Genomic DNA, 21,496 nt, shown 5'->3' with positions numbered 1-21,496 from the left:
CCAGCCGGGACTTGCTGCGCAGCAGCAGCGGCATCACGAGTGAGTTCGACACCATGGTGCTGAGCGCGATCGTCTCGACGATGACCATGCTGGTGGCCGCGCTGAGGCCGCCGATGAAGACGAGCAGTGCGAGTGCCTGCTGCCCTCCGGCCATCGGCAGGGTCAGCACATAGGTGTCGGCGTCGACGGCCTTTCCGAACCGCAGAAGCCCGCCGGCTGCGATCGGCAGCACGAAGATGCTGATCGTGAGCAGGTACAGCGGGAACAACCACATCGCCCTCTTGAGGTGCCTCTCGTCGACGTTCTCGACAACGCTGATCTGCCACTGCCGGGGCAGCAGCACGATCGCCAGCATGGACAGCACCGTGAGCCAGACCCACATGCCGTAGCCGGTCTGTTCTCGTAGCGTGAACAGCGTGGTCAGACCGGCGTCCGCGGCCCGGGAGAACAGGTTGTGGAGCCCCCCGAACATCCAGAAGGCCACAAAGATCCCGGCCGAGAGGAACGCCACGAGCTTGACCACGGACTCGAACGCGATGGCGGCGACCATGCCCTCATGGCGTTCGGTGGCGTCCAGATGACGGGTGCCGAAGACGATGGTGAACGCGGCGAGCACCAGCGCCGCGTACAACCCGGTGTCCTGAAACAGCGGGATGTGTCTTAGCTCCGGGGTGGAGGTGACCTCGGGGTGCCGCCGAATGACCGCAAAGGTGATGGAGACCGCCTTGAGCTGCAGCGAGATGTAGGGCACGACCCCCACCACGGCGATGATCGTCACCAGACACCCCAGCGCGGTGCTCTTGCCGTAGCGGGCGGAGACGAAGTCGGCCAGCGAGGTGACCCGGTGCCGGTGGCTGATCCGGATGATTCTGCGCAGCACCAGCCAGCCCAGCGCGAGCATGAGTGTCGGCCCCAGGTAGATCGGCAGAAAGCCGACTCCGGCCCTGGCGGCCCAGCCCACGCTGCCGTAGTACGTCCACGAGGTGGCGTACACGGCGAAGGACAGCGCGTAGACCGTGGCATTGTTGATGACGCTCCGACCGGAGTCCGCCCGCCGGTCACCGTAGGAGGCCACAGCGAAGAGCAGACCGAGGTACCCGGCCGAGACGGCGACGATGAACCAGGTCTGGAGCACGGCCTACCTCGATCTGCCGCCGATCACGGCGACCAGAACGATCACGATCGCCCAGACGAGAAACAGGTAGACCGCGAGGATCGGGACGCCGAAGATCTGGCCCATGCGATCGAACCGCGCCAAGAACGGCGGAACGATCAGCACGAACCCCAACGCCGCTACGGCCGTCAGGCGCAGACTGAGCTGCTCGTCGTCCCGCGACTCCGCCATGAGCCGCCTCCGCATCCTCAATGTCACGCTCTGTGGCGTACCCCTGAATCTGGCCGATGTCGTACTACGGCGTGGATCGGCGCCGAAGTGACGAGCACTCTGCTCACCCAGTCCAACACGGCACCGAGACGCCCGCTACCTCGTCGAACCGCCACGGTGCCGCGGCGCACCAGCGGATCATGGATGGGGTGCGCCCCGGGCAGATGCGCCGGTCATGGTCGAGCGGGTCTGCTCCCACCCTGCGATCTTCACTCCTGCGAGTGAAGATCCGCTGTGCGGAGTTCCGGCTAGGGGGTGTTTCGAAGGTCCTGTGCGGTGCCCGCGGTGTCCGGTGCGTGCTCTCGGCGTGCCGGACGAAAGCCCTCGTACTGGACGTACTCGGGGTTTCGGCCGGTGCGGCGAGTGGGGGTGCCCCCTGCTCGAAGAGCCTGGGGGAGCGTGCCGGGCGCCGTGGATGCTGTGCGGGGACTTTCGAAACACCCCCTAGTCGTTGCGGTGGTGCCAGTACCACACCGCGCCGGCCACGAGCGCGAACAGGAGGACGAGAGGCACGATCAGGCCGGGGACGCGGGCCGGGTTCACGGGGTCGTCCGGAGGGCGGAGCGGGGGTGCGGGCGTGTGGTCGTTGCCATGCCGGTGATGGTGCCCTGACCGGGAGCCCGGGGCCAAGGCGCCCGCGTTCGGACGTGCGTACGCGTGGGCCCCCCGGGGTGCGGGGTGTGCGGCGCGCGGGTCCTGGTGTGCTCGCGGCGATTGGCCGGAGACGGCTCGTCATCAAGGTCGCCACGGTGAACGGCTCCGGCTGCCCCAGGGCACCGCCGCGGTCGCCGTCTCCCCAGACAACACCGCCTTCACCGTGACCTACAGCGACTACCTCGCCCAGGTCGGCGGGAACTCCGACCCCACCGCGTTCCGGAAGAACTGCCGGCTCAACCTGATCGTGCATGTGCCGCAGGGTTTCACCTACGCCATCGCCAGCGCGGACTACCGAGGCTTCGCCTCGCTCCAGCCGGGCGCCGGCAGCACGGAGAAGGCGTCGTGCTACTTCCAGGGCTCGCCGAACACCGCGGCGATCACCCACCCGTTCAACGGGCCGTACGACGACAACTGGCAGGCGACGGACAGCACCGACTGGGCCCAGCTGGTCTGGGCACCCTGCGGTGTGCAGCGGAACTTCAACATCAACACCGAACTCCGCGTCAGTGCCGGCACCTCGGCGCCGGGCAGCACCAGCTTCATGACGATGGACTCCACCGACGGTGACATCAGCACCGTCTACCACCTGGCCTGGAAGGAGTGCCCCGCGTCCTGACGGCCGCCTTCCCGCTGCTGGCGGCGGCCGCCGCGGTGCGCCGCCTGCAGCCCGGGCCGACAGCACGCGTCCGCCGGGCTCGGCGACGGCGGTACGGGGACACCCCCGTACCGCCGTGGCGCGGCTGAGACCGAGGGCGGCCGGGTGGACACGGGACGGCTTCGGCCGCGCGGTTCGCGACCCCGAACACCCCGGCGTCCGGCCCCGGACCTCCGGGTGGGCGGTCGGCCGCACCTCGACCCGGCCGGCCACCGGGCCCGGCCGCCGCCGTGCCGCTCCGGCTCTTGCGCACCGCGCTTTCCTCTTCGGGCAGTTGACCGTCGTGCGCCGCGACCACGTCCTTCGTTCGAGGACTGGCATCTGCAAATGCCGTATCTCTAGGATGGGTTGCCCGTCGAGCGGTCTCGGCGGAACGACTGGGATCTGGGGGAACGATGCAGCCTGGCAGGCAGTTGTCCACGTCGATCGACGCCTCGGTGCCGACGGCCGCCCGCATGTACGACCACTACCTGGGCGGCAAGGACAACTACGCGGCCGACCGGGCGGCATGCGGGGAACTGGACAAGGTCGTGCCCAGCACACGGGCGCTGGCCCTGAACAACCGGCGCTTCCTGCAGCGGGTGGTCGGGACGCTGGCCGCGGAGTACGGCATCCGGCAGTTCCTCGACCACGGTTCCGGGCTGCCCACCCAGGACAACGTCCACCAGGTCGCCCAGCGTGTCGACCCCGCCTCCCACGTGGTGTACGTGGACAACGACCCGATGGTTCTGGTGCACGGTCGCGCCCTGCTGGAGGAGGACGAGCGCACGGCCGTGATCCAGGCCGACATGCGGGACACGGAGACGATCTTCTCCCGGCCTGAGACGCGGCGCCTGATCGACTTCTCGAAGCCGGTGGCCGTGCTCTTCAATTCGGTGATGCACTGCATTCCGGACAGCGAGACCGACGGGCCGCCGGCCCTCGTCCGTCGGGTCGCCGAACGGCTCGTGCCCGGCAGCTTCATGGTGATGTGCCAGCTGGTCAGCGACGATCCCGAGGTCCGGGCCTTCGTCACCGACTTCATGGACCAGGCCACGCAGGGACACTGGGGACGCGTGCGCCAGGAGAAGGACGTGGCGGCCTGGTTCGAGGGTATGGACATCCTCGAACCGGGTCTGGTCGAGGTGTCCACCTGGCGACCCGACTCTGATGTGGTGCCCCGTCAACTCACCCAGGAGTGGATTGAGTTCGGCGGAGTGGGGCGCCTGCGCTGACCCGGGTGCCGCCCGCTGGTGAAGGTGCTCCGCCCCGTCATCGGGCGGAGTAGCGCTCTTCGAGCGTCTTGTGCAGCAGCGCGAGCGACTCACGGGGATCGAGTGCCTCGTCGGCGAGCCGGTCCAGCGCCACCCGGTACTCCTCGGTCTCGTCCCGGTCCTCCAGGAAGTTGGCGCTGCGGATGTGCTCCAGATAGACGATGTCGGGCAGATCGAGTCCGCCGAAGCGCAGGTAGGTGACGGGGATGGCGGGTGCCGACGCGTTCGTCACGTCCAACGGCACGATCTGCACGGTCACCTGCGGGCGCTGGGCCATCTCGACGAGGTGTTCCATCTGTTCGCGCATCACCTCGCGACTGCCCAGCACGCGCATGAGGACCGACTCATCGACAATGGCCCACAGCTGGGGCGCGTCCGGACGCAGCAACAGCTCCCGTCGGCGCATCCGCAGCTCGACCCGGCGCCGCACCTCGGCTGCCGACGCCGTCGGCAGGCCGCGCTCCACCACCGCCCGGGTGTAGGCGGCGGTCTGCAACAGCCCCGGGACGTACTGGATCTCGAAGGTACGGATGGCGGCCGCCGCCTCCTGAAGCCCGACCAGCCGGTCGAACCACTCGGGCATCAGCCGCTTGTCGTAGCGCTGCCACCATCCGGGCTCACCGGCGCGCCGCAGCAACTCGACCAGAACCGAACTCTCGTAGGCGTCGGCCTCGTACAGCCGTAGCAGCGCGAGGACATCGCCCTCCCTGGGCGGACGCCGGCTCTTCCCCGCCTCGATGCGGGACAGCTTCGCGGGGCTGAAACCGAGGGCCCGTGCCGCCTGCTCCTGGGAGAGCCCCGCGTCTTCACGGATACCCGCCAACTGCACGCCGACCAGCATCTTCAGCAGAGTCGGTGCGGGCTCCGTCCGCTTCAGATACGGTTCGAGGCGGGAGATGCGGTGCGACTCTGCGGACATCCCTGGCTCCCAGCTGGCCGACGGCAAACGGGTCTGCATTGTCGCATCCCGCCGGGCCCTGCCGCATGCGCCGACAGCACGGCGCCGTAGGGGCCCGCATCACACCAGGTGGTCGAACTCCCCGTCCCTGGCGCCGGCCAGGAAGGCAGCCACCTCCGCAGGCGTGTAGACGAGGGCGGGTCCGTCCGGATCGCGCGAGTTGCGCAGGGCGACCGCCCCGTCGGCGAGGGCGGCCACCTCGACGCAGTTGCCCTCGGCATTGCTGTGCCGGCTCTTGATCCAGCGGGCGTCCAGGGCGCTGGCCCGTATCCCGTTCGGCACTGATGGCACCACAGTCTCCTTGCTGACATTCCGCCACGGTGGCAGCGGGCACGCGCGGGCGGAGTGCACCACATCGGTCCCCTGTACCTCTACCCGTCGTGCAATTTCCCATGCAATTGCACGACGATACTGACAGCATGGATAATAGCGGGGGCGTCAATCGCAGTATTGACACCGCATGCTGACCTCGCATCAGGGAGATGCCGTGTCATCAGCACATGCGCACCGAGTGTCAGACCGCCACGCGGAGACCCCGGCCCGGGCAGAAACGACCGCCCGCGCCGGTCCCCGGGCGCGGTGTCGACGAGCGTGGTGTCGAGCGCTCCGCGCGCCCGCCAGAAGGGCCGCGAAGAGCGATGACACTGCGCCGCCGGGAGGGAAGGGACGGACCGGGGGCCCGGGGCCCACACTGTTCACGGGGAGCGGAAATGGCAACGCCACTGAAGAACTTGGGGAAGGTGCCGTGGGACGCCATCAAGGATTCCAGCGGATCGGCGGGAGCCATCCCCTTCCTGCTCCACAGCGTCGCCTGGGGTGACGAGGCCACGGCCCGGGCTGCGCTCGGCGACCTCAGAGAGCGCATCTGCCAGTACGGCTTCGTCGTCGAGCAGGCGACTGCCGCCACCGTCCCCTTCCTGTGGGAACTGGCCCGGCTTCCCCAGGTGACCTGCCGGGTGCAGATCGTCCACCTGCTCAAGAACATCGCCGACGCCCGCCAGTGGGAGAGCACCGCCTCCGTCTATCCGAAGCTGCTCAACCACCACCACGACTACGTGGGCTGGGAGCGGGAGGCGCGCCGCGCCGTGCACGCCGAGCGGAGCGTCCTGCGCGAGTTGCTCACCGAACCGGATGCCGCCCTCGTCGAGGCCGCGACCGAACTCGCCTCCACGCTGGCCCGCTGAGAGCCGCGGCCGTCGGCCCCGAGGCCCGCACGGTCCGCGCCGGCGGCCGGCCACGACCTCGAACGTCCCTCGCGGACACGGGTATCCGCGCGCCCGGGATGGTGCCCCACAGTGGTGTACCAGCGATCACGCGCAAAGGCGCAGACCACGATCTATGCTCGGTCCCGTGTCTCCGGCGACCCGGCCGGGGAGGGCGCCTCCCCGGACTCCGCGGCCTCGTCGGTGCCGGCGCCACCCGGCGCCTGACCGTCCGAGGCCGGCGCGCGCAGGAGCCGGGCGCCCTCGCGCACACGGTCCAGGGACATGGCCAGGCGGTCCCGGAAGGACAAGCCTTCCCGCTCGCCAGGTTCGCGCCGCGATGCCGGCAGTGGACCGGAGGACTCGCGGTAGGCCGCCAGCGCCTCGTGGGCGAGTTCGGCCGCCTCCCGGTACAGGTCGCGCGACTTCGTCATGGCGTCGAGGGCCTCGGCGTAGGCGGCGATCTGACGGCGCGCCTGGGCCAGTTCCTCCTCCGGTGTCATCAGATGCCACCGCTCGCGCAGTCCGGTCAGCGCCGCCTCGGCGCCCTCGGGCAGGGGGCGGGGCGACTCGGCGCAGCGCCGCACGGCGTCGATGAGTTCCGTGGGCCGCGACCCGTCGAGGAACACCGTGCGTACGGCGAAGGCGTGCCCGTCGTCCCCGGGCCGGTCCCCGGACCCGCCCGGCGTTGCGGGGAGCACCACGGCACCTCCGCGGGGCACCCGCGCGCCCAGGCCGTCCAGCGCCCAGTTCACCACCTGGAACTGCCCGGGCGCGGCCCGGTGCTCCACGACGCGGTGCCGTACCCCCGGCGGCAGCAGCGGCACCAGGGGGAGTCGACCGCGTTCGTCGGGGGTCATCGCCTCGTGGACGATCACATGGATGCTCCACGAGCGGCGCACGCAGTCCTTGAGCAGTCGACGGAGCGCCCGGTCGTCCGCCGGCAGTCGGTTCGTCTCGCGGAAGCGCAGGCCGTGGACCACGTCATGGTCCCAGGGCACCCCGGAGTCCTCGGGCCAGAACACGGTGGCGGGTGAGGGCCAGCCGAGGTCCCAGGGCCGCTCCGCCTCCGCCACCAGCACCCAGTCCCGCGCGTCGTCGATGCCCCCGGGTGCCCCGAGGGTCAGACGGGCGCGCACGACGACCTGGTCGTCGACGAGCCAACGGGCCTCGAAGACGTGGTCGGCGGTGCCGGGCGCGTCGGACGTTGCGGGCGCGCCGGACGGGCCGTCGCAGGAACCGTCGAATTCGAGGTGGTCCTGGATGACCGCGTCGCTCTTCAGGTCCCGCAGCCGCTGCCGGACGGCCTGTTCGGCACCCGGGCCGAGGTGCCGCCCGCGTGCCAGCCACACGGTGTCGGGAGCGGTCGCGCGGGCGGTGGAGGACTTTGGCATGGATCACTCTGGAAGATCGGGGCGAGGTGTGCCTCCCAGTATGGTCCGCGCATGTCATTCGCCCGGAGGCGAGGTCCGGGCTTGATCCCTTGGTCTGCGTCAGCATGTGGATGCGCTCGATTCGAGCGTTAGTGCAACTGATTCAATCGCCAAACATTGGTGGAGAACTCATTTCAGCCGTACAGTCTTCGTCATCATGCGTCGCTGAAAGTGGGGTACACCATGGACCGCAGCCGTCTGCGAGAGCTCCTCGCCCGCGAGAGCGCCGACGCCGAGCGGCGGAACCCGCGTTCGAGGGCCGCCTACGCACGCGCCGACCACCTCTTCGGCCGGGTGCCGATGACGTGGATGAACAAGACCGCCGGAGCGTTCCCCCGTTATCTCGCAGCGGCCCGCGGTGCCCGTGTCACGGACGTCGACGGACACGAATACATCGACTTCTGCCTGGGTGACACCGGTGCGATGGCCGGTCACTCCCCGGACGCGGTCGCCGCGGCCGTCCACACGCGCTTCGCCGAGCTGGGCGGCGCGACCGCGATGCTGCCGACGGAGGACGCCGAGTGGGTGGGCGCGGAACTGACCCGTCGTTTCGGCCTGGCGCGCTGGAGCTTCTCGCTCACCGCGACCGACGCCAACCGGTGGGCGATCCGGCTCGCGCGGGCGGTCACCGATCGTCCGAAGATCCTGGTGAACAGCTACTGCTATCACGGCAGTGTCGACGAGTCGCTGATCGTGGTGGGGCCGGACGGGCACGGGACCGCCAGGCCCGGCAACGTCGGCGCGCCCTGCGACGTCACCCTGACCAGCCGGGTGGCCGAGTTCAACGACCTCGACCAGCTCGAACGCGAGCTGTCCCACGGTGATGTGGCCGCGGTCCTGATGGAGCCCGCGCTCACCAACATCGGCATCGTGCTTCCCGAGCCCGGCTATCTCGCGGGGGTGCGCGAGCTGACCCGGCGGTCCGGCGCCCTGCTCATCAACGACGAGACGCACACCTTCTCGGCCGGCCCCGGAGGCTGCACCGCCGCCTGGGACCTGGAACCGGACATGCTCACCATCGGCAAGGCGATCGGCGGCGGCATCCCGGCGGGTGCGTACGGGCTGTCGGCCGAACTGGCGGAACTGCTGCTGGGCCGCGACGACCTCGACCTCGTCGACATGGGCGGCGTCGGAGGCACCCTCGCGGGCAACGCGTTGTCGGTCGCCGCGACCCGGGCGACCCTGGAACACGTCCTCACGGACGAGGCGTTCGCCGGAATGGCGAAGCTGTCCGAGCGCTTCGAGGCCGGTGTGCGGGCCTGCGTCGAACGACGGAAACTGCCGTGGTCGGTCAGCAGGCTCGGCGCCCGTACCGAATACCGGTTCGCGGACCCCGCCCCGCGCACCGGCACCCGGTCCGCGGCCGCCGCGGACGCCGAGCTGGAGGACTACCTCCACCTCTACCTGGCCAACCGGGGCGTGCTGCTCACCCCGTTCCACAACATGGCACTGATGTGCCCGGCGACCACCGAGCGGGACGTCGACACCCACACCGAGGTGTTCGACGCCGCCCTGGCGGAGCTGGCGGGCTGACCCGCGTCGGTAGGCTGGGCACCCACCGCCGGGGAGGAACAACGTGGACGAGATCGACCGGGCCATCCTGCGTGAGCTGCAGGCCGACGGCCGTGTCGCCTATGCCGACCTAGGCCCGAAGGTCGGCCTCTCCGCCTCCGCGGCCCGTCAGCGACTGCAACGGCTCCTCGACGCCAAGGTGGTTCAGGTGGTCGGGGTCACCGATCCGATGCGGATGGGCGGCCAGGCCATGGCCCTGCTCGGCGTCAGCGTCGACGGCGATCCGCGGGCGGTCGCCGACGCGTTGGCCTCGCACCCCGAAGTCGTCTACTCGGTCCTGACCTCGGGCGGCTTCGACCTGTTCGTCGAGGTCGTCTGCGCCGGACCGCGTGAACTGCTCGACTTCGTCAACGACGTGGTCCGGACCGCGGACGGTGTGGAGCGTGTGCAGTCGTTCCCCTACTTCGGCATCCACACCCACCGGTTCCTCTGGAACGTGGGCTAGGGGGTGTTTCGAAAGTCCTGTGCGGTGCCCGCGGTGTCCGGCACGCCGAGAGCACGCTCCCCTCGCGCTCGGCGCCGTTCGGGCGGGCGGTGCCTCCACGCTCGGCTCCGTTCACGCGGGCGGTGTCCCCACGACGCCGCTCCTTGACGGGCGAACGTCGCCTGCCGGGGCACTGGCGCCGGGACGGGCGCGGCCGCCCTCGCGATCGTGGCGAAGGGACGTGCACGGAAGGGGAGATGTGCATGGCGCGCCCGTGAAGGGGCACACGCGTCGAAACACGAGAGTAAGGGCCCCGCTGCTGGTCCCGGATGTGAGGGCCGGGAAACGGAGAGCGCGCGGGAAACCTGAAGCGCGGAGGTCGGGGGCGGTGCGCGGCCGGCGCGGCCGGGGCGCAGGAGGCGGACGGCGGGAACGGTCTGCCGGTACCCGTTTGACGTGCGTCACCGCGGCCGGTCTGCCCCCGCCGATCCGGGATCACCGCACCGGAGCGCGCGCCGTCTCCGGCGCGGTGATCCCGGATCGGGGCGGCGGCTACGGCAGCAGCTTGTCGAGCGCGGCCTGCCCTTCGGACGCGAGCTTGCGCTGCGCCCAGGCCAGGGTCTCGGGGGTGATGTCCTTGCCCGAGGCGAGGACCAGATCCTCCGGTGACGGCTCCGAGGCCGGAGCCGCGTGCAGCAGGCGGTCCGGCGTGGCCCGGTCATCGGACGGACGACGGGACGCTTCAGGCTGTGACGTCGACATGATGTCTCCTCCGCGAGTCGGTCCGCGGTGGTGGCACCCGCAGATCAGAAGTGCGCGGGCGGAGCACCACCCCTCATATCACCTTTCAATGAGATGATGCCGCGCGCATCCCGGGGGAGACAGGTCCTTTGGCCGCGGATCCGGCGAACCCCGCTCTCCTGTGGGGGATGAAACACGGCCGCCGCACACATGACCACGGAACGTCACGCCGAGCGTGTCCGTGGCCGCAGGGGGGTGGACCGAGTGGCACCGGCACATGTCCGGAGTATGCCGGTGATCGCCGAACATCGTGCGGCGTAGGCTGGCCCCATGGACTTGGACGCACTGGACCGCGCCCTGCTGCGGGAACTTCAGAACGACGCACGGCAGACCAACCGGGACCTGGCCGCCAAGACGGGCGTGTCCCCGTCCACCTCGCTGGAGCGGGTGCGCTCACTGCGGGAGCGCGGAGTCATCACGGGCTTTCACGCGGCGGTCGACCTGGAGGCGGTGGGCCGCCCGGTCCAGGCCCTCATCGCGGTCCGCATCCGGCCGCCGGCCAGGCCCGTCATCGAGGGGTTTCGCGAGTGGGCGGCCCGGTTGCCGGAGACCATCGGTCTGTTCGTCACCTCCGGTGCGCACGACTTCCTCATCCACATCGCCGTTGCGGACGTCAACGGCGTCTACGCGTTCGTCATCGACCGTCTCACCGAACGCCGCGAGGTCGCCGACGTGCAGACCACCATGGCGTACGAACACGTCCAGTCCCGCCGCGTCGAACCCGCGGCCGAAAGGGCGCGGGCCCGTCGCACGTCCCGATGACGACGGGGCGGACGCCCGCCACCCGGTCGTCTTGCCCCAGGTGTCCTCCACCGGCCGTACGTCCGGCCTCGATCACCTCGAACCACCGCACGAAGTGCGCCACCGGTGGGCCGGCGGAGGCGGTATGCGAAGAAGATTCGGCGGCTCCCCGCCTCTTCCACACAGATGCCTACCATCTTCTTGCCGAGTCGCAGAAAGACGCAGGAGATGAGGACATGGCCGACGCCACGACACCCCGCACCGGGATCGGATTCGCGCCCGAGGAGCGCGCCCCCACCGTCTCCACCCGCGCGGCGCGGCTGAAATGGGTCGTGATCGTCGACCGAGACCTGCCGCCGGGCCGCGCAGTCAACGCCGCGATCTGCGTCGCGGCGGCGACACAGTCGGCGGTCGGCGGTCTCCTCGGCGACGACGTCGCCGACGCCGAGGGTGCCGTGCATCCCGGGCTGCCCTGGGCGGGCTGCTCGGTTCTCGCCGCGGACGCCGCCGCGCTCCGCATCGCCCGTGACAAGGCCGCGGCGTACGCCGACACGTTCGTCGCCGACATGCCGGCCGCGGCCCAGGAGGCGCGTGTCTACGCCGACTACCGGGCCGTCGTGGGCAAGACCGCCGCCGAGGACCTCGCCTACTGCGCCGTGAGCATCGTCGGCCCGCGCAACCGTGTCGGCAAGATCGCCGGGAAGCTGCCGTTGCTGCCCTGACCCGGGACGGGGCTCTGCCCCCGGCCTTTTGGTGACGGAACGTGCGGGGTTCGGTGCGGGGCGGCCGAGGGATAACCCTCGAATCCCCGTTCTGCGAATGACATGGACCGATCAACACTGGCAACCTGCCTGCAGCCGTGTGCAGGCCGCGTCCGGCCTGGTCACGGTCACGGTCCCGCACTGCTCAGCTCACTCCGGACAGCACGTCCCGTCTGTCCGGTCTGTCACCGGCCGTAGGACTCACGGCCGCAGCAGTAGGAGTACGAGTGAGACGTATCCCCCGTCAGACGACGGCGGCAGGCGCTCTGGTGGCCACCGCCGCCTTCCTCGCCCTCGGCATCCAGGCGGTCCCCGCAGCCGCCAAACCGGCCCCCCACGCCGGAACCCTGCGCACCGGGGGCCTGGAGGCCAAGCTCACCCCCGCCCAGCACACCGCGCTGATCAAGGGCGCGAGCCAGAAGACGACGCAGACCGCCCGTTCCCTCGGCCTCGGGGCGAAGGAGAAGCTGGTCGTCAAGGACGTCATCAAGGACAACGACGGTACGCTCCACACCCGTTACGAGCGCACCTACGCGGGCCTGCCCGTCCTCGGCGGCGACCTGATCGTGCACACGCCGCCGGCCTCCCAGGCCACCGGCACGGTGAGCACCACCTTCAACACCAAGCGGGCCATCAAGGTTCCCTCCACCACGCCCGCCTTCACCAAGGCGGCCGCCGAGGGCAAGGCGCTGAAGGCCGCGAAGGCCCTCGACGCCCGGCAGCCCTCCACGGACAGCGCCCGCAAGGTCGTCTGGGCCGGCGACGGCACCCCGAAGCTCGCCTGGGAGACGGTGATCAGCGGGCTCCAGGACGATGGCACGCCCAGCCGGCTGCACGTCATCACGGACGCCACCACCGGCAAGGAGCTCCACCGCTTCCAGGACATCAAGACCGGTACCGGCAACACCCAGTACAGCGGCACGGTGAGCCTGAACACCAGGCTGTCCGGTTCGACGTACCAGCTGTACGACACCACGCGCGGCGGGCACAAGACGTACAACCTCAACAACGGCACGTCGGGCACCGGCACCCTGATGACCGACTCCGACGACGTCTGGGGCACCGGGTCCGGGTCCAACACCCAGACGGCCGGCGCGGACGCCGCCTACGGAGCCCAGGAGACCTGGGACTTCTACAAGAACACCTTCGGCCGCAGCGGCATCAAGAACGACGGTGTCGCGGCCTACTCCCGCGTCCACTACAGCAGCGCGTACGTCAACGCGTTCTGGGACGACAGCTGCTTCTGCATGACCTACGGTGACGGCTCCGGCGGCACCCACGCGCTGACCTCGCTGGACGTCGCGGGCCACGAGATGAGCCACGGCGTCACCTCCAACACCGCGAACCTCACCTACAGCGGTGAGTCCGGCGGGTTGAACGAGGCGACCTCCGACATCTTCGGCACGGGCGTCGAGTTCTACGCCAACAACAGCTCCGACCCCGGTGACTACCTCATCGGCGAGAAGATCGACATCAACGGCGACGGCAGCCCGCTGCGCTACATGGACAAGCCCAGCAAGGACGGCGGGTCCAAGGACAGCTGGTACTCGGGCATCGGCAACCTGGACGTGCACTACTCCTCGGGCCCGGCGAACCACATGTTCTACCTGCTCTCCGAGGGCAGCGGCACCAAGACCATCAACGGCGTCACGTACAACAGCCCGACCTCGGACGGCGTCGCCGTCACCGGCATCGGCCGGGACAAGGCGCTGCAGATCTGGTACAAGGCGCTGACGACGTACATGACGTCCAGCACCAACTACGCCGGTGCCCGCACCGCCGCCCTGAACGCGGCCGCGGCGCTGTACGGCACCAACTCCGCCGAGTACGCCGGTGTGGGCAACGCCTTCGCCGGGATCAACGTCGGCAGCCACATCACGCCGCCCTCCTCCGGCGTGACGGTCACCAACCCGGGCAGCCAGTCCTCCACCGTGGGCACCGCGGTGAGCCTGCAGATCTCGGCCTCCAGCACCAACGGCGGCACGCTCAGCTACGCGGCCACCGGCCTGCCCTCCGGTCTGTCGATCAACAGCTCGACCGGTGTCGTCTCCGGCACCCCGACGACGGCGGGCACCTACAGCACCACGGTGACGGTGACCGACAGCACGGGTGCCACCGGCACCGCGAGCTTCACCTGGACCGTGGTCTCGGCCGGCGGCGGCTGCGGCACGACGCAGCTGCTGGGCAACCCGGGCTTCGAGTCGGGCAACACCACCTGGAGCGCCACGAGCGGCGTCATCACCAACAGCACCGGTGAGGCGGCGCACGGCGGCTCGTACTACGCCTGGCTCGACGGCTACGGCTCCTCCCACACCGACACGCTGTCCCAGTCGGTGACGATCCCGGCCGGCTGCAAGGCGACGCTGACCTTCTACCTGCACATCGACACGTCGGAGACCACCAGCAGCACCGCGTACGACAAGCTGACGGTGACCGCCGGGTCGACCACGCTGGCGACGTACTCGAACCTGAACGCCGCCTCCGGGTACGCCAAGAAGTCCTTCGACCTGTCCTCGTTCGCTGGCTCCACGGTGACGCTGAAGTTCAGCGGGGTTGAGGACGTCTCGCTGCAGACCAGCTTCGTCGTCGACGACACGGCCCTGACGACCGGCTGACCCGATCTCTCTCTCCGTGGGGGCCGTCCACCCGGGCGGCCCCCACGCCGTGTCCGCGCTCGTCAGGACACGGAGTCCACCAGGGCGGCCAGCGCCGACGCCACACGGGCGAGCCCGGGCCCCGGGGCCCCGCCCGGTTCCGTCATGTAGACATCGCGCCGGATCTCCACCATCAAGGCGGTCACCCGCGGCTGCGTACCGTAGAACTCCAGGGGCACATAGGCCCCGGCGAACGGGCTGTCGAGGCCCGTCCCCCCGAACTCCGCGAACACCTCACGTGCCACGGCGACCAGCTCGGGCGGTGTGTGGAAGGCGTCGGTGCCCAGGCAGAGGGGCGGCCGGGGGCCGTCGCCGTGCAGCTCGTAGGGCAGGCGGACGGCGGGATAGGAGTGGACGTCGAGGACGACGGCCCGCCCGGCGACGGCCAGCCGGTCCGCCGCCGCCGCCGTCATCGCCCGCGCGTACGGATGGAAGTAGCGGTGCAGCAGCGGCTGCGGGTCCAAGCCGGCCGGCCGCAGTGGAACACCGTGCGTGGTGCGGGTGTACACGGCACCCATGCCCACCCCCAGCATCTCCTCCCGGTCGTCGGGGAACCGCTCCGGGTCGACCACCAGCCGGGACAGCCGGTTGACGAACCGCCAGGGCGCGAGCGCGGCGGCCCCCGCGGCGAGACGGGCCAGCTCGGCGGTGTGCGCGTCCGTGATGTGGTCCAGTTCGCGGGCCAGGGCCGCGTCGTCGAGCAGGATGCCCGGGCGTACCGCCGCCGGAATCCGGCGTGCGGAGTGCGGTACATGGAGAATCACGGGTGAGTCGCCGGCACCGGGCAGCAGTTCGAAGGGTGCGGCGGCGCGGGACATGGCGGTTCCTTCCGTTGCGATGACCAGGTGACCGTACCCGCCGGCGGCCAAAGACAGGGAGGGAGCACTGCGGTGGGGGATCCCCTGGTGTGGCGGCGGGGCGACGGCCCGGTGGCCGCGTGGCTGGAGCGGACGGCGGACCTGCTCGTCGGGCCGCAGCCCGACGGGCACGAGGTGCGCGGCGACATCCACTGGCCCGACCAGCCCTACGGCCGCATCACCCATCAGGGGCTCGGCCTGCCGGACCTCGCCGAAGTGCTCACGGCCGCACGGATCGACTGATCCACTGGCTCCGGCGGATCGAGGCGGCCGTCTTCGGCGGGCCGGCGGTATGGACGGTCGCGGCGGACCCCGCACCGCTGACCACGCCGGAACTGGCCACCTGGCTCGGCGCCCGCTGCCCCGGCAGGCGGATCACGGTGTCGCAGATCGCCGACGGAACCGTCGAACTCGGCGGCACCCGCACTCCCCGGGGCTGGACCACGGTGACCGGCCGGCGTGGCGGCGCACCGGAGCACCACGGTTGGGGGCCGGCCACGGGTGCTGCTGCCGTGCCGGGCGACGCCGCCGGCCATGGGCGACGGCCGCGGCGAGTCACCTCGCCAGCGCCGCGCGGGCCGCCGCGAGGGCCTGCTCGGCGTAGCCGCGGCCGAACAGCACCGCGTGCACCAGCAAGGGGAAGAGCTGGTGCAGCCCGATGCGCTCCGCCCAGCCGTCGGCGAGCGGTGCCGCCTCCTGGTAGCCGTCCAGCACATCGCCGAGGTGCGGGCAGCCGAACAGGTGGAGCATGGCCAGGTCGGTCTCGCGGTGTCCGCCGTGCGCGGCCGGATCGATGAGCCAGGCGTGCCCGTCGGCGCCCCACAGCACGTTGCCGTTCCACAGGTCGCCGTGCAGCCGGGCGGGTGGCTCACCGGGCCCGGCCAGCTCGGGCAGCCGTTCGCAGACACGGTCGAACACGGCCGTCTCGGTGCGGCGCAGCGTTCCGCTGTCCACCGCGCGCCGCACATAGGGCAGCACCCGCTGCCCGGCGTACCAGCTCGGCCAGTCCGTGCCGGGCACGTTGCGCATGGGCGCGCGGCCGATGTACGCGTCCATGGGCCCGCCGGGCGGCGGGGCCCCGAACGCGGGGGCGCCGGCCGCGTGCACCGCCGCCAGACCGCGGCCGAGGCGTACCGCGGCCCGGGCGCCCGGCCGCCCGATGGCGACGCGGTCGGTCACCAGCCGGCACCGGTCGTGTCCGTGGACCGCCGGGACCCGGACCGCGCCCGCCTCGGCCAGCCAGCGCAGCCCCGCCGCCTCGGCCCGTAGCGCGGCGGGCGTGTCGCCACGCTTGACCATCACCACCCGGCCGTCGTCGAGGGTGGCCTCGGTCAGCGCCCCGGACAGCGGACGCAGGCCGGTCACCGCGCGTCCGGTCAGGCGGGCCACTGCGGCTTCGACCGCAGCCGGCATCTCGTTCCTCCCTTCGAGCCACCCTGGAACGACGCCGTCACCGTACGACGCCCCAGGCGCCGGCAGCAGGACGTTCGCCCGGGTGCGGGCACACCGTGCGGGCGAAACTCCCGGTCATCACGGGGGCGAGGATTCCCCGAGGCACGGACGCCGGGACGCGGAGGCCGCCCCGGGTCACGCCGGTGGCCCGGCGACGTGCAGCGGACGGGCACACCGAGGTGCGTCGGCGGAGCCGTCCCGCACGGCCTCGGACCACCACCCCGCACCGTCCTCGATGGAACGCAGGAGGACCCCCTCCCTGAGGGCCCAGGGGCAGATGGTCACCGTCTTCACGTTGCCCAGCCTCATGACGGTGTGCCCCACGATGGCGCCGGCCAGGCTCTGGCGGGCCCGGGGGGCCGAGATCCCCGGCAGCTGCGATCGTTCGGCGGCGGGCAGGGCGGCGAGCTCGTCGATGGCACGGCGCAGATCGCCCCGGCGCAACCGGCGGGGCACGAAGGGGCCACGGCGCCCCACCGGGGCACCGCACAGCCGTGCCAGCTGCTGGAACGTACGCGAGGTCGCCACGGTGGTACAGGGGCGCTCCCAGCGGATCCGCGCGGCGACGTCCCGCAGCTCGTGGCGCACCCGGCGGCGCAGGGCCCTGATGTCCGCGGCGGAGGGCGGATCGGTCTGAGCGAAGTACTCCCGGGTCAGCAGGTTCGCCCCCAGCGGCAGCGACGCGGCGAAGTCCGGCAGCCGCCCCCGGCCGAAGGCGACCTCCAGGGAACCGCCGCCGATGTCCATCAACGCCACAGGCCCGGAACGCCAGCCCATCCAGCGCCGGGCCGCCAGGAACGTCAGATCGGCCTCCACCTCGCCCGGCAGCGTGCACAGGGGCACCCCGGTCTCGCTCCGTACGGCCTGGAGGATCTCCTGCCGGTTGGGCGCGTCGCGGACCACCGCCGTCGCGAACGCGAGGGGAGCGTCGGCCCCCCATCGCTCGGCGGTCGCCGCGGCGGCGGCCCTCGCCCGGACCAGGTGCGCCACCGCGGCCTCGCCCAGACGGCCGTCCTCGTCGGCCTGTTCCGACAGCCGCTGCTTCCACTTCGCGGTGTGCACGGGTAACGGCACACCGCGCTCCGCGTCCGCCACCATGAGGCGGATCGTATTCGAACCGACGTCAATCACGCTCATCCGCATGGGCCGGACGTACCCAGGCCGGACCGGAGGATGCCTCACCCGGCGATCCGGTACGACAGCCACCCGACGGGGCACCCGAATCCCCGCCCGCCTCCGGCCGTCCCCCTCCACGCGAGCGGTCCCGCGCCGGCGCCCGCGACAGGGCTCTCCCCGCGGCGGAAGGAAGACGGTGCCCGCCCGCCGCTGCCCCCCGCCCCCGATCTGCCGGGCCGCCCGGTCCTGGGCTTCCTCGCCTGCGCGGCCGTCGTCCGGCGCCGGGCCTTTCTCGACGCGGGCGGCTACCACGGAGTGCTGTTCTTCGGCGGCGAGGAGACGCTGCTCTTCTACGATTCCGCGGCCCGCGGCCGGATTGTCACCTGCCGGGTGCTGGGCATGTGTGCCGAGGGCGCACGGCGACGACTCGGCCCTCCCGCCTGCCACGATGGGCGACGCCGCCCCCCCGGGGCGCAGGAGAGTCTCCCCGGCGGCACGGCATCCCGCCCACACCCGGTGGAGCGGCCTGCCGTGCAGCCCGGCAGCCAGGGCCCGCTCGTGGACCTGCCGGGCGCCGCAGGGCGGCGGGGGGAGGGAGGAATGTCCGGTCATGGCCCCACCCGTTCCGGAACCGGCTGCCGCCGCGTGCGCGACGGCACACCGGCGCCGTCCCTGCCGAGCGGCCGCGTCCGCCGGTGGACGACGCGCCCGCGCAGCCAGTGCCGGTGCCGCGGTGGGTGGGATCAGCGCGCCCGTCAGCGCCATCGAGGCCACCTCGTCGCGCGTGTGCGGCGTGGACACCGCCCGCAAACTCAGACGTCGCCGGTGACGGGTGCGGTGCCTGCCTGAGGGAGGGCGGACACCACACGGCTGAGCCTCACCACGCCCCACACGATGAGCCCGACCCCGATCGCCTCGGGCAGGAGCCACCACCCGGTGCGGATCCGCTCTCCGAACAGCATGATGCCCAGCAGCAGGCTCACGGTGGCGTCACCGATGGTCAGCGCCGGCTGCGATGCGGCCAGCCAGCCCGCCTGCAGCGCGTTCTCCAGCAGCAGCACCGCCCCGATGCCGGTCAGCGCGAACCCGTAGGTCTGCCAGGACTCCAGGAAGGCCGTCGGCCCCCGGTCGGCGAAAGTGCCCGTGGCGGACTTCAGCAGGGCCGCGGTGAGGGCGTTGCCGATGGCCGCGGCCGTCCCCAGCACGGCGGCGCGGAACAGCGGCGGGCGGCCCGGGCGGGCCAGGGCGACCGCTGCGGCCATCGCCCCGAGGCACACCGCCAGCGCCGGGACCCATCGGTCCATGGGGGCGTCATGCCGTGTTCCGGAGGGAGCGGCCGCCCCCAGCACCACGGCCAGCCCCGTGACCACCCCGGTGATCGCCCACCAGGCCGCGGGGGGCAGCCGCCGGTCCATGAGCCGGGCCACGACCAGCAGGGCGAAGGGCAGCTCAAGGACGAAGAGTGGCTGCACCAGCGACATCGGTCCGTTCACCAGGGCCAGCGCCTGGAAGAGCGCGGCGCCGACGACCCCGGCTACACCGATGAGCCAGGCGGGGCGGTGCGCGAGGTCGAGCACCAGCCGCAGCCCCCCGCCACGCGGCACGGTGGACGCCGCCTTGCGCTGGAAGGCGGTCCCCACCGCGTTGCTGGCGGCCCCCATGACGGCGAACAGTGCGGCGAGCCCGATCACCCCTCCAGCATGCCCCGGGACGTCGCCCGCGGCTCCCCGGCCGGGGCAGCCGGGCGGCGTGTCAGACCGCGGTGGTGTCCTCGCCGGAGTCCACGGGCACGTCGAGTTCGTGGACGAGGCGGCGCAGGATGGGGCCGTACTCGGGGTGGGCGAGGGCGGAGGCCATCTGGGCGACCAGATAGTCGGCGGGATTGCCGGTGTCGTACCAGCGGCCCTGGATGACCTGCCCGTACACGGCGCGGGTGGCGGCGTAGGCGTTGAGGGCGTCGGTCAGGTAGATCTCGCCCTGCCGGTGCTCGTACCACCGCCGGGTCTGTTCGCGCAGTTCGTCGATGATGCCGGGCGTGACGACATAGCCGCCGATGGCCGCGTACGAGGACGGCGCGTCGGCGGGCTTGGGCTTTTCGACCAGGCCGGTGATGCGCAGCAGCCCCTCGCCGAGGTCCTCCTTGACGATGGGCACGCCGTAGCGCCGGGAGCCGGCCGGGTCCACGGGCATCAGGGCCAGCACCGGGCAGCCGGTCTGCTCGTAGGCACGGATCAGCTGCTGCGCGCGGGGCACCTCGGCCACGAACACGTCGTCAGGCCACAGCACCAGCACCGGCTCGTCCCCGGTGTTCCGGGCGGCGTTCAGCACGGGCGTGCCGTTGCCGTACGGGCCGTGCTGGTCGAGGTAGGTGATGTGTCCCTTGTGGGCCAGCTCGGCGACCTCCTCCACCGCGTCCGCGTACGCCGTCTTGCCGTCGGCGCGCAGCTGCGCGACCAGCGCGGGGTTGGGCCGGAAGTGGTCCTGGACGAGGGACTTTCCGCCGGAGACGACGATCGTGATGTCGGTGATGCCGGAGTCCACCAGTTCGCGCACGGTGTGCTCGATCACCGGCTTGTCGCCGACGGGCAGCATCTCCTTCGGCGTGGCCTTGGTCAGAGGCAGCAGTCGGGAGCCCAGACCGGCAGCGGGGATCACGGCCCTGCGGATCGTCGGGGACATCGGGTCTCTCCCGGTCGAACGGCACACCGCGCCGGCCGGCACGGCATCCGCCGACGTTACCAACGCGCGGGGCTGCCGGGGGAACGGTCGCCCATCACCCGGCAACGCCCATGGCCGGTCTTCCGCGGCGTTCTCACCGAGGCGGGTGAGAGGTCCCTCCGGACGCATGACCCCCTTCCGCGGGCGCCGGCTCCCCGCGCCGGGGCCGGGCCTGTGAACCGGGACCGGGTGCCCGGCAGCGTGGAACCCGGCAGCATGCGCCGCACGGGCACGCTGCCGGGTTCCTGATCGGCATCGAGAGTGTGATCGCCCTCCGTGGGTCGTACGTGCTGACGACCACTCCTGACGACTGGACCGGCTGGTGCCGGGCAGTCGTGGACGACACGCCTCAGACCGGAACCCCGGCCCGATTCCGGCGGGCCGGGGTTTCCCTTCGACAGGTCACATGAGTGACTCGGTTACTTGTCGTAGCCGCCGTAGCCGCCGTAGCCGCCGAAGCCGCCGAAGCCGCGGCCGTAACCGTGGCGGTAGTCCTGGACGACTCGGAAGCTGCCCACCACTCCGTGGTGGACGCGCAGCCCACCCCGGACGCGCCGGGGGTACAGCCCGTTGCTCGAGCTGTGCGGGCCGACGGTGGCGATGGGCGAACCGTTGTCGCAGGTGGCGCCGTTGAAGACCTCGACGGTCTTCCAGCTGTCGTTGCGGACGTTGAGGCTCTTGGAGCCGAGTCCGCTGACGACGGTGATGCAGCCGCCAGGGAAAGCGGTGTAGGTCCGCTCGTTGATGTGGATGAGGCCGATGTAGTGGCCCCGACGGCGGTGGCCGTAGCCGCCCTTGCCCTCGTTGCCCTTGCCGCCACCGCCCTCGGGGGCGGCGGCAGGGGCCTGGGGGGCGGCG

At 71.6% G+C, this 21,496-nt stretch carries 18 protein-coding genes and 2 pseudogenes; 10 read left to right on the top strand and 10 right to left on the bottom strand.

Features of this window, described 5'->3' with window-relative positions; all coding sequences use genetic code 11:
- Window positions 1-1,138: 1,138 nt before the first annotated feature.
- A complete protein-coding gene (locus ACFSL4_RS00210) occupies window positions 1,139-1,372 on the bottom strand; it encodes a hypothetical protein (RefSeq protein ID WP_381076696.1) in 234 nt (77 codons plus the stop codon).
- Between the two features lie 737 nt (window positions 1,373-2,109).
- On the opposite strand from ACFSL4_RS00210, the pseudogene ACFSL4_RS00205 reads away from it, so the two are divergent.
- Together ACFSL4_RS00205 and ACFSL4_RS00200 are read left to right on the top strand one after the other, a co-directional pair.
- A pseudogene (locus tag ACFSL4_RS00205) lies at window positions 2,110-2,657 on the top strand (DUF4360 domain-containing protein); the annotation flags it as partial.
- Window positions 2,658-3,091: 434 nt separating this feature from the next.
- Window positions 3,092-3,910, top strand: coding sequence for an SAM-dependent methyltransferase (locus ACFSL4_RS00200; protein ID WP_381076694.1), 819 nt, complete (start codon window positions 3,092-3,094; stop codon window positions 3,908-3,910).
- A 37-nt stretch (window positions 3,911-3,947) separates the two neighbouring features.
- On the opposite strand, the gene ACFSL4_RS00195 is transcribed toward ACFSL4_RS00200, so the two are convergent.
- Entirely contained in the window at window positions 3,948-4,868 is a 921-nt protein-coding gene (locus ACFSL4_RS00195; protein ID WP_381076691.1) for a helix-turn-helix domain-containing protein, read from the bottom strand.
- A 99-nt stretch (window positions 4,869-4,967) separates the two neighbouring features.
- On the bottom strand, window positions 4,968-5,198 hold the full coding sequence (locus ACFSL4_RS00190) for a DUF397 domain-containing protein (protein WP_381076689.1): 231 nt from the start codon (window positions 5,196-5,198) through the stop codon (window positions 4,968-4,970).
- Window positions 5,199-5,617: 419 nt separating this feature from the next.
- Between ACFSL4_RS00190 and ACFSL4_RS00185 the strand changes: the two genes are divergently transcribed.
- The gene (locus ACFSL4_RS00185) at window positions 5,618-6,091 is read left to right on the top strand and encodes a hypothetical protein (protein WP_381076686.1); all 474 of its coding nucleotides are present in this window, start codon (window positions 5,618-5,620) and stop codon (window positions 6,089-6,091) included.
- 152 nt (window positions 6,092-6,243) lie between these two features.
- Here the strand turns inward: ACFSL4_RS00185 and ACFSL4_RS00180 are convergent, their stop codons facing one another.
- The gene (locus ACFSL4_RS00180; protein ID WP_381076684.1) at window positions 6,244-7,503 is read right to left on the bottom strand and encodes a hypothetical protein; all 1,260 of its coding nucleotides are present in this window, start codon (window positions 7,501-7,503) and stop codon (window positions 6,244-6,246) included.
- Between the two features lie 222 nt (window positions 7,504-7,725).
- Between ACFSL4_RS00180 and ACFSL4_RS00175 the strand changes: the two genes are divergently transcribed.
- Complete coding sequence (locus ACFSL4_RS00175; protein WP_381076681.1) at window positions 7,726-9,075, top strand: transaminase; 1,350 nt, start codon at window positions 7,726-7,728, stop codon at window positions 9,073-9,075.
- Between the two features lie 43 nt (window positions 9,076-9,118).
- On the top strand, window positions 9,119-9,559 hold the full coding sequence (locus ACFSL4_RS00170) for an Lrp/AsnC family transcriptional regulator (protein WP_381076678.1): 441 nt from the start codon (window positions 9,119-9,121) through the stop codon (window positions 9,557-9,559).
- A 531-nt stretch (window positions 9,560-10,090) separates the two neighbouring features.
- Here the strand turns inward: ACFSL4_RS00170 and ACFSL4_RS00165 are convergent.
- Window positions 10,091-10,300 carry a hypothetical protein gene (locus ACFSL4_RS00165; protein ID WP_381076675.1) on the bottom strand — a complete coding sequence of 70 codons (210 nt, stop codon included), beginning with the start codon at window positions 10,298-10,300 and terminating at the stop codon, window positions 10,091-10,093.
- Window positions 10,301-10,609: 309 nt separating this feature from the next.
- Here ACFSL4_RS00165 and ACFSL4_RS00160 point away from each other — a divergent pair, with 309 nt between their 5' ends.
- The 3 genes from ACFSL4_RS00160 to ACFSL4_RS00150 all read left to right on the top strand — a co-directional run bounded on the left by ACFSL4_RS00160 (window position 10,610) and on the right by ACFSL4_RS00150 (window position 14,456).
- A complete protein-coding gene (locus tag ACFSL4_RS00160) occupies window positions 10,610-11,101 on the top strand; it encodes an Lrp/AsnC family transcriptional regulator (protein WP_381076672.1) in 492 nt (163 codons plus the stop codon).
- Window positions 11,102-11,316: 215 nt separating this feature from the next.
- On the top strand, window positions 11,317-11,802 hold the full coding sequence (locus ACFSL4_RS00155; protein WP_381076669.1) for a DUF2000 domain-containing protein: 486 nt from the start codon (window positions 11,317-11,319) through the stop codon (window positions 11,800-11,802).
- A 266-nt stretch (window positions 11,803-12,068) separates the two neighbouring features.
- On the top strand, window positions 12,069-14,456 hold the full coding sequence (locus tag ACFSL4_RS00150; RefSeq protein WP_381076666.1) for a M4 family metallopeptidase: 2,388 nt from the start codon (window positions 12,069-12,071) through the stop codon (window positions 14,454-14,456).
- Between the two features lie 62 nt (window positions 14,457-14,518).
- Here the strand turns inward: ACFSL4_RS00150 and ACFSL4_RS00145 are convergent, their stop codons facing one another.
- Window positions 14,519-15,313 (bottom strand): N-formylglutamate amidohydrolase, encoded by a 795-nt coding sequence (locus ACFSL4_RS00145; protein ID WP_381076664.1) that lies wholly within the window; start codon window positions 15,311-15,313, stop codon window positions 14,519-14,521.
- A gap of 72 nt (window positions 15,314-15,385) precedes the next feature.
- Here ACFSL4_RS00145 and ACFSL4_RS00140 point away from each other — a divergent pair, with 72 nt between their 5' ends.
- Window positions 15,386-15,595 (top strand): hypothetical protein, encoded by a 210-nt coding sequence (locus ACFSL4_RS00140; protein ID WP_381076661.1) that lies wholly within the window; start codon window positions 15,386-15,388, stop codon window positions 15,593-15,595.
- Window positions 15,596-15,907: 312 nt separating this feature from the next.
- Here the strand turns inward: ACFSL4_RS00140 and ACFSL4_RS00135 are convergent, their stop codons facing one another.
- On the bottom strand, window positions 15,908-16,765 hold the full coding sequence (locus ACFSL4_RS00135) for a fructosamine kinase family protein (RefSeq protein WP_381076659.1): 858 nt from the start codon (window positions 16,763-16,765) through the stop codon (window positions 15,908-15,910).
- A 174-nt stretch (window positions 16,766-16,939) separates the two neighbouring features.
- Window positions 16,940-17,947 carry a Ppx/GppA family phosphatase gene (locus tag ACFSL4_RS00130; RefSeq protein ID WP_381076657.1) on the bottom strand — a complete coding sequence of 336 codons (1,008 nt, stop codon included), beginning with the start codon at window positions 17,945-17,947 and terminating at the stop codon, window positions 16,940-16,942.
- Window positions 17,948-18,118: 171 nt separating this feature from the next.
- Here ACFSL4_RS00130 and ACFSL4_RS00125 point away from each other — a divergent pair.
- Window positions 18,119-18,304 (top strand): annotated as a pseudogene (locus tag ACFSL4_RS00125) (glycosyltransferase family 2 protein); the annotation flags it as partial.
- A 428-nt stretch (window positions 18,305-18,732) separates the two neighbouring features.
- On the opposite strand, the gene ACFSL4_RS00120 reads toward ACFSL4_RS00125, so the two are convergent.
- On the bottom strand, window positions 18,733-19,611 hold the full coding sequence (locus tag ACFSL4_RS00120; RefSeq protein ID WP_381076654.1) for a DMT family transporter: 879 nt from the start codon (window positions 19,609-19,611) through the stop codon (window positions 18,733-18,735).
- Between the two features lie 61 nt (window positions 19,612-19,672).
- Window positions 19,673-20,599: a UTP--glucose-1-phosphate uridylyltransferase gene (locus ACFSL4_RS00115; protein ID WP_381076651.1), complete on the bottom strand. Its 927-nt coding sequence runs from the start codon at window positions 20,597-20,599 to the stop codon at window positions 19,673-19,675.
- Window positions 20,600-21,496: the final 897 nt, after the last annotated feature.

Source organism: Streptomyces caeni, from assembly GCF_042678285.1.
GTDB classification, from domain to species: domain Bacteria; phylum Actinomycetota; class Actinomycetes; order Streptomycetales; family Streptomycetaceae; genus Streptomyces; species Streptomyces caeni.
The sequence above is the reverse complement of the archived record's forward strand: the minus strand, read 5'-3'. Positions and strand labels throughout refer to the sequence as shown.

What these genes read in the sequence shown, in the direction of transcription:
- ACFSL4_RS00180 (WP_381076684.1), bottom strand. Translation starts at nt 7,503, where the DNA reads ATGCCAAAGTCCTCCACCGCCCGCGCGACCGCTCCCGACACCGTGTGG.
- ACFSL4_RS00130 (WP_381076657.1), bottom strand. Translation starts at nt 17,947, where the DNA reads ATGCGGATGAGCGTGATTGACGTCGGTTCGAATACGATCCGCCTCATG.
- ACFSL4_RS00155 (WP_381076669.1), top strand. Translation starts at nt 11,317, where the DNA reads ATGGCCGACGCCACGACACCCCGCACCGGGATCGGATTCGCGCCCGAG.
- ACFSL4_RS00185 (WP_381076686.1), top strand. Translation starts at nt 5,618, where the DNA reads ATGGCAACGCCACTGAAGAACTTGGGGAAGGTGCCGTGGGACGCCATC.
- ACFSL4_RS00115 (WP_381076651.1), bottom strand. Translation starts at nt 20,599, where the DNA reads ATGTCCCCGACGATCCGCAGGGCCGTGATCCCCGCTGCCGGTCTGGGC.
- ACFSL4_RS00200 (WP_381076694.1), top strand. Translation starts at nt 3,092, where the DNA reads ATGCAGCCTGGCAGGCAGTTGTCCACGTCGATCGACGCCTCGGTGCCG.
- ACFSL4_RS00195 (WP_381076691.1), bottom strand. Translation starts at nt 4,868, where the DNA reads ATGTCCGCAGAGTCGCACCGCATCTCCCGCCTCGAACCGTATCTGAAG.
- ACFSL4_RS00165 (WP_381076675.1), bottom strand. Translation starts at nt 10,300, where the DNA reads ATGTCGACGTCACAGCCTGAAGCGTCCCGTCGTCCGTCCGATGACCGG.
- ACFSL4_RS00145 (WP_381076664.1), bottom strand. Translation starts at nt 15,313, where the DNA reads ATGTCCCGCGCCGCCGCACCCTTCGAACTGCTGCCCGGTGCCGGCGAC.
- ACFSL4_RS00135 (WP_381076659.1), bottom strand. Translation starts at nt 16,765, where the DNA reads ATGCCGGCTGCGGTCGAAGCCGCAGTGGCCCGCCTGACCGGACGCGCG.
- ACFSL4_RS00175 (WP_381076681.1), top strand. Translation starts at nt 7,726, where the DNA reads ATGGACCGCAGCCGTCTGCGAGAGCTCCTCGCCCGCGAGAGCGCCGAC.
- ACFSL4_RS00160 (WP_381076672.1), top strand. Translation starts at nt 10,610, where the DNA reads ATGGACTTGGACGCACTGGACCGCGCCCTGCTGCGGGAACTTCAGAAC.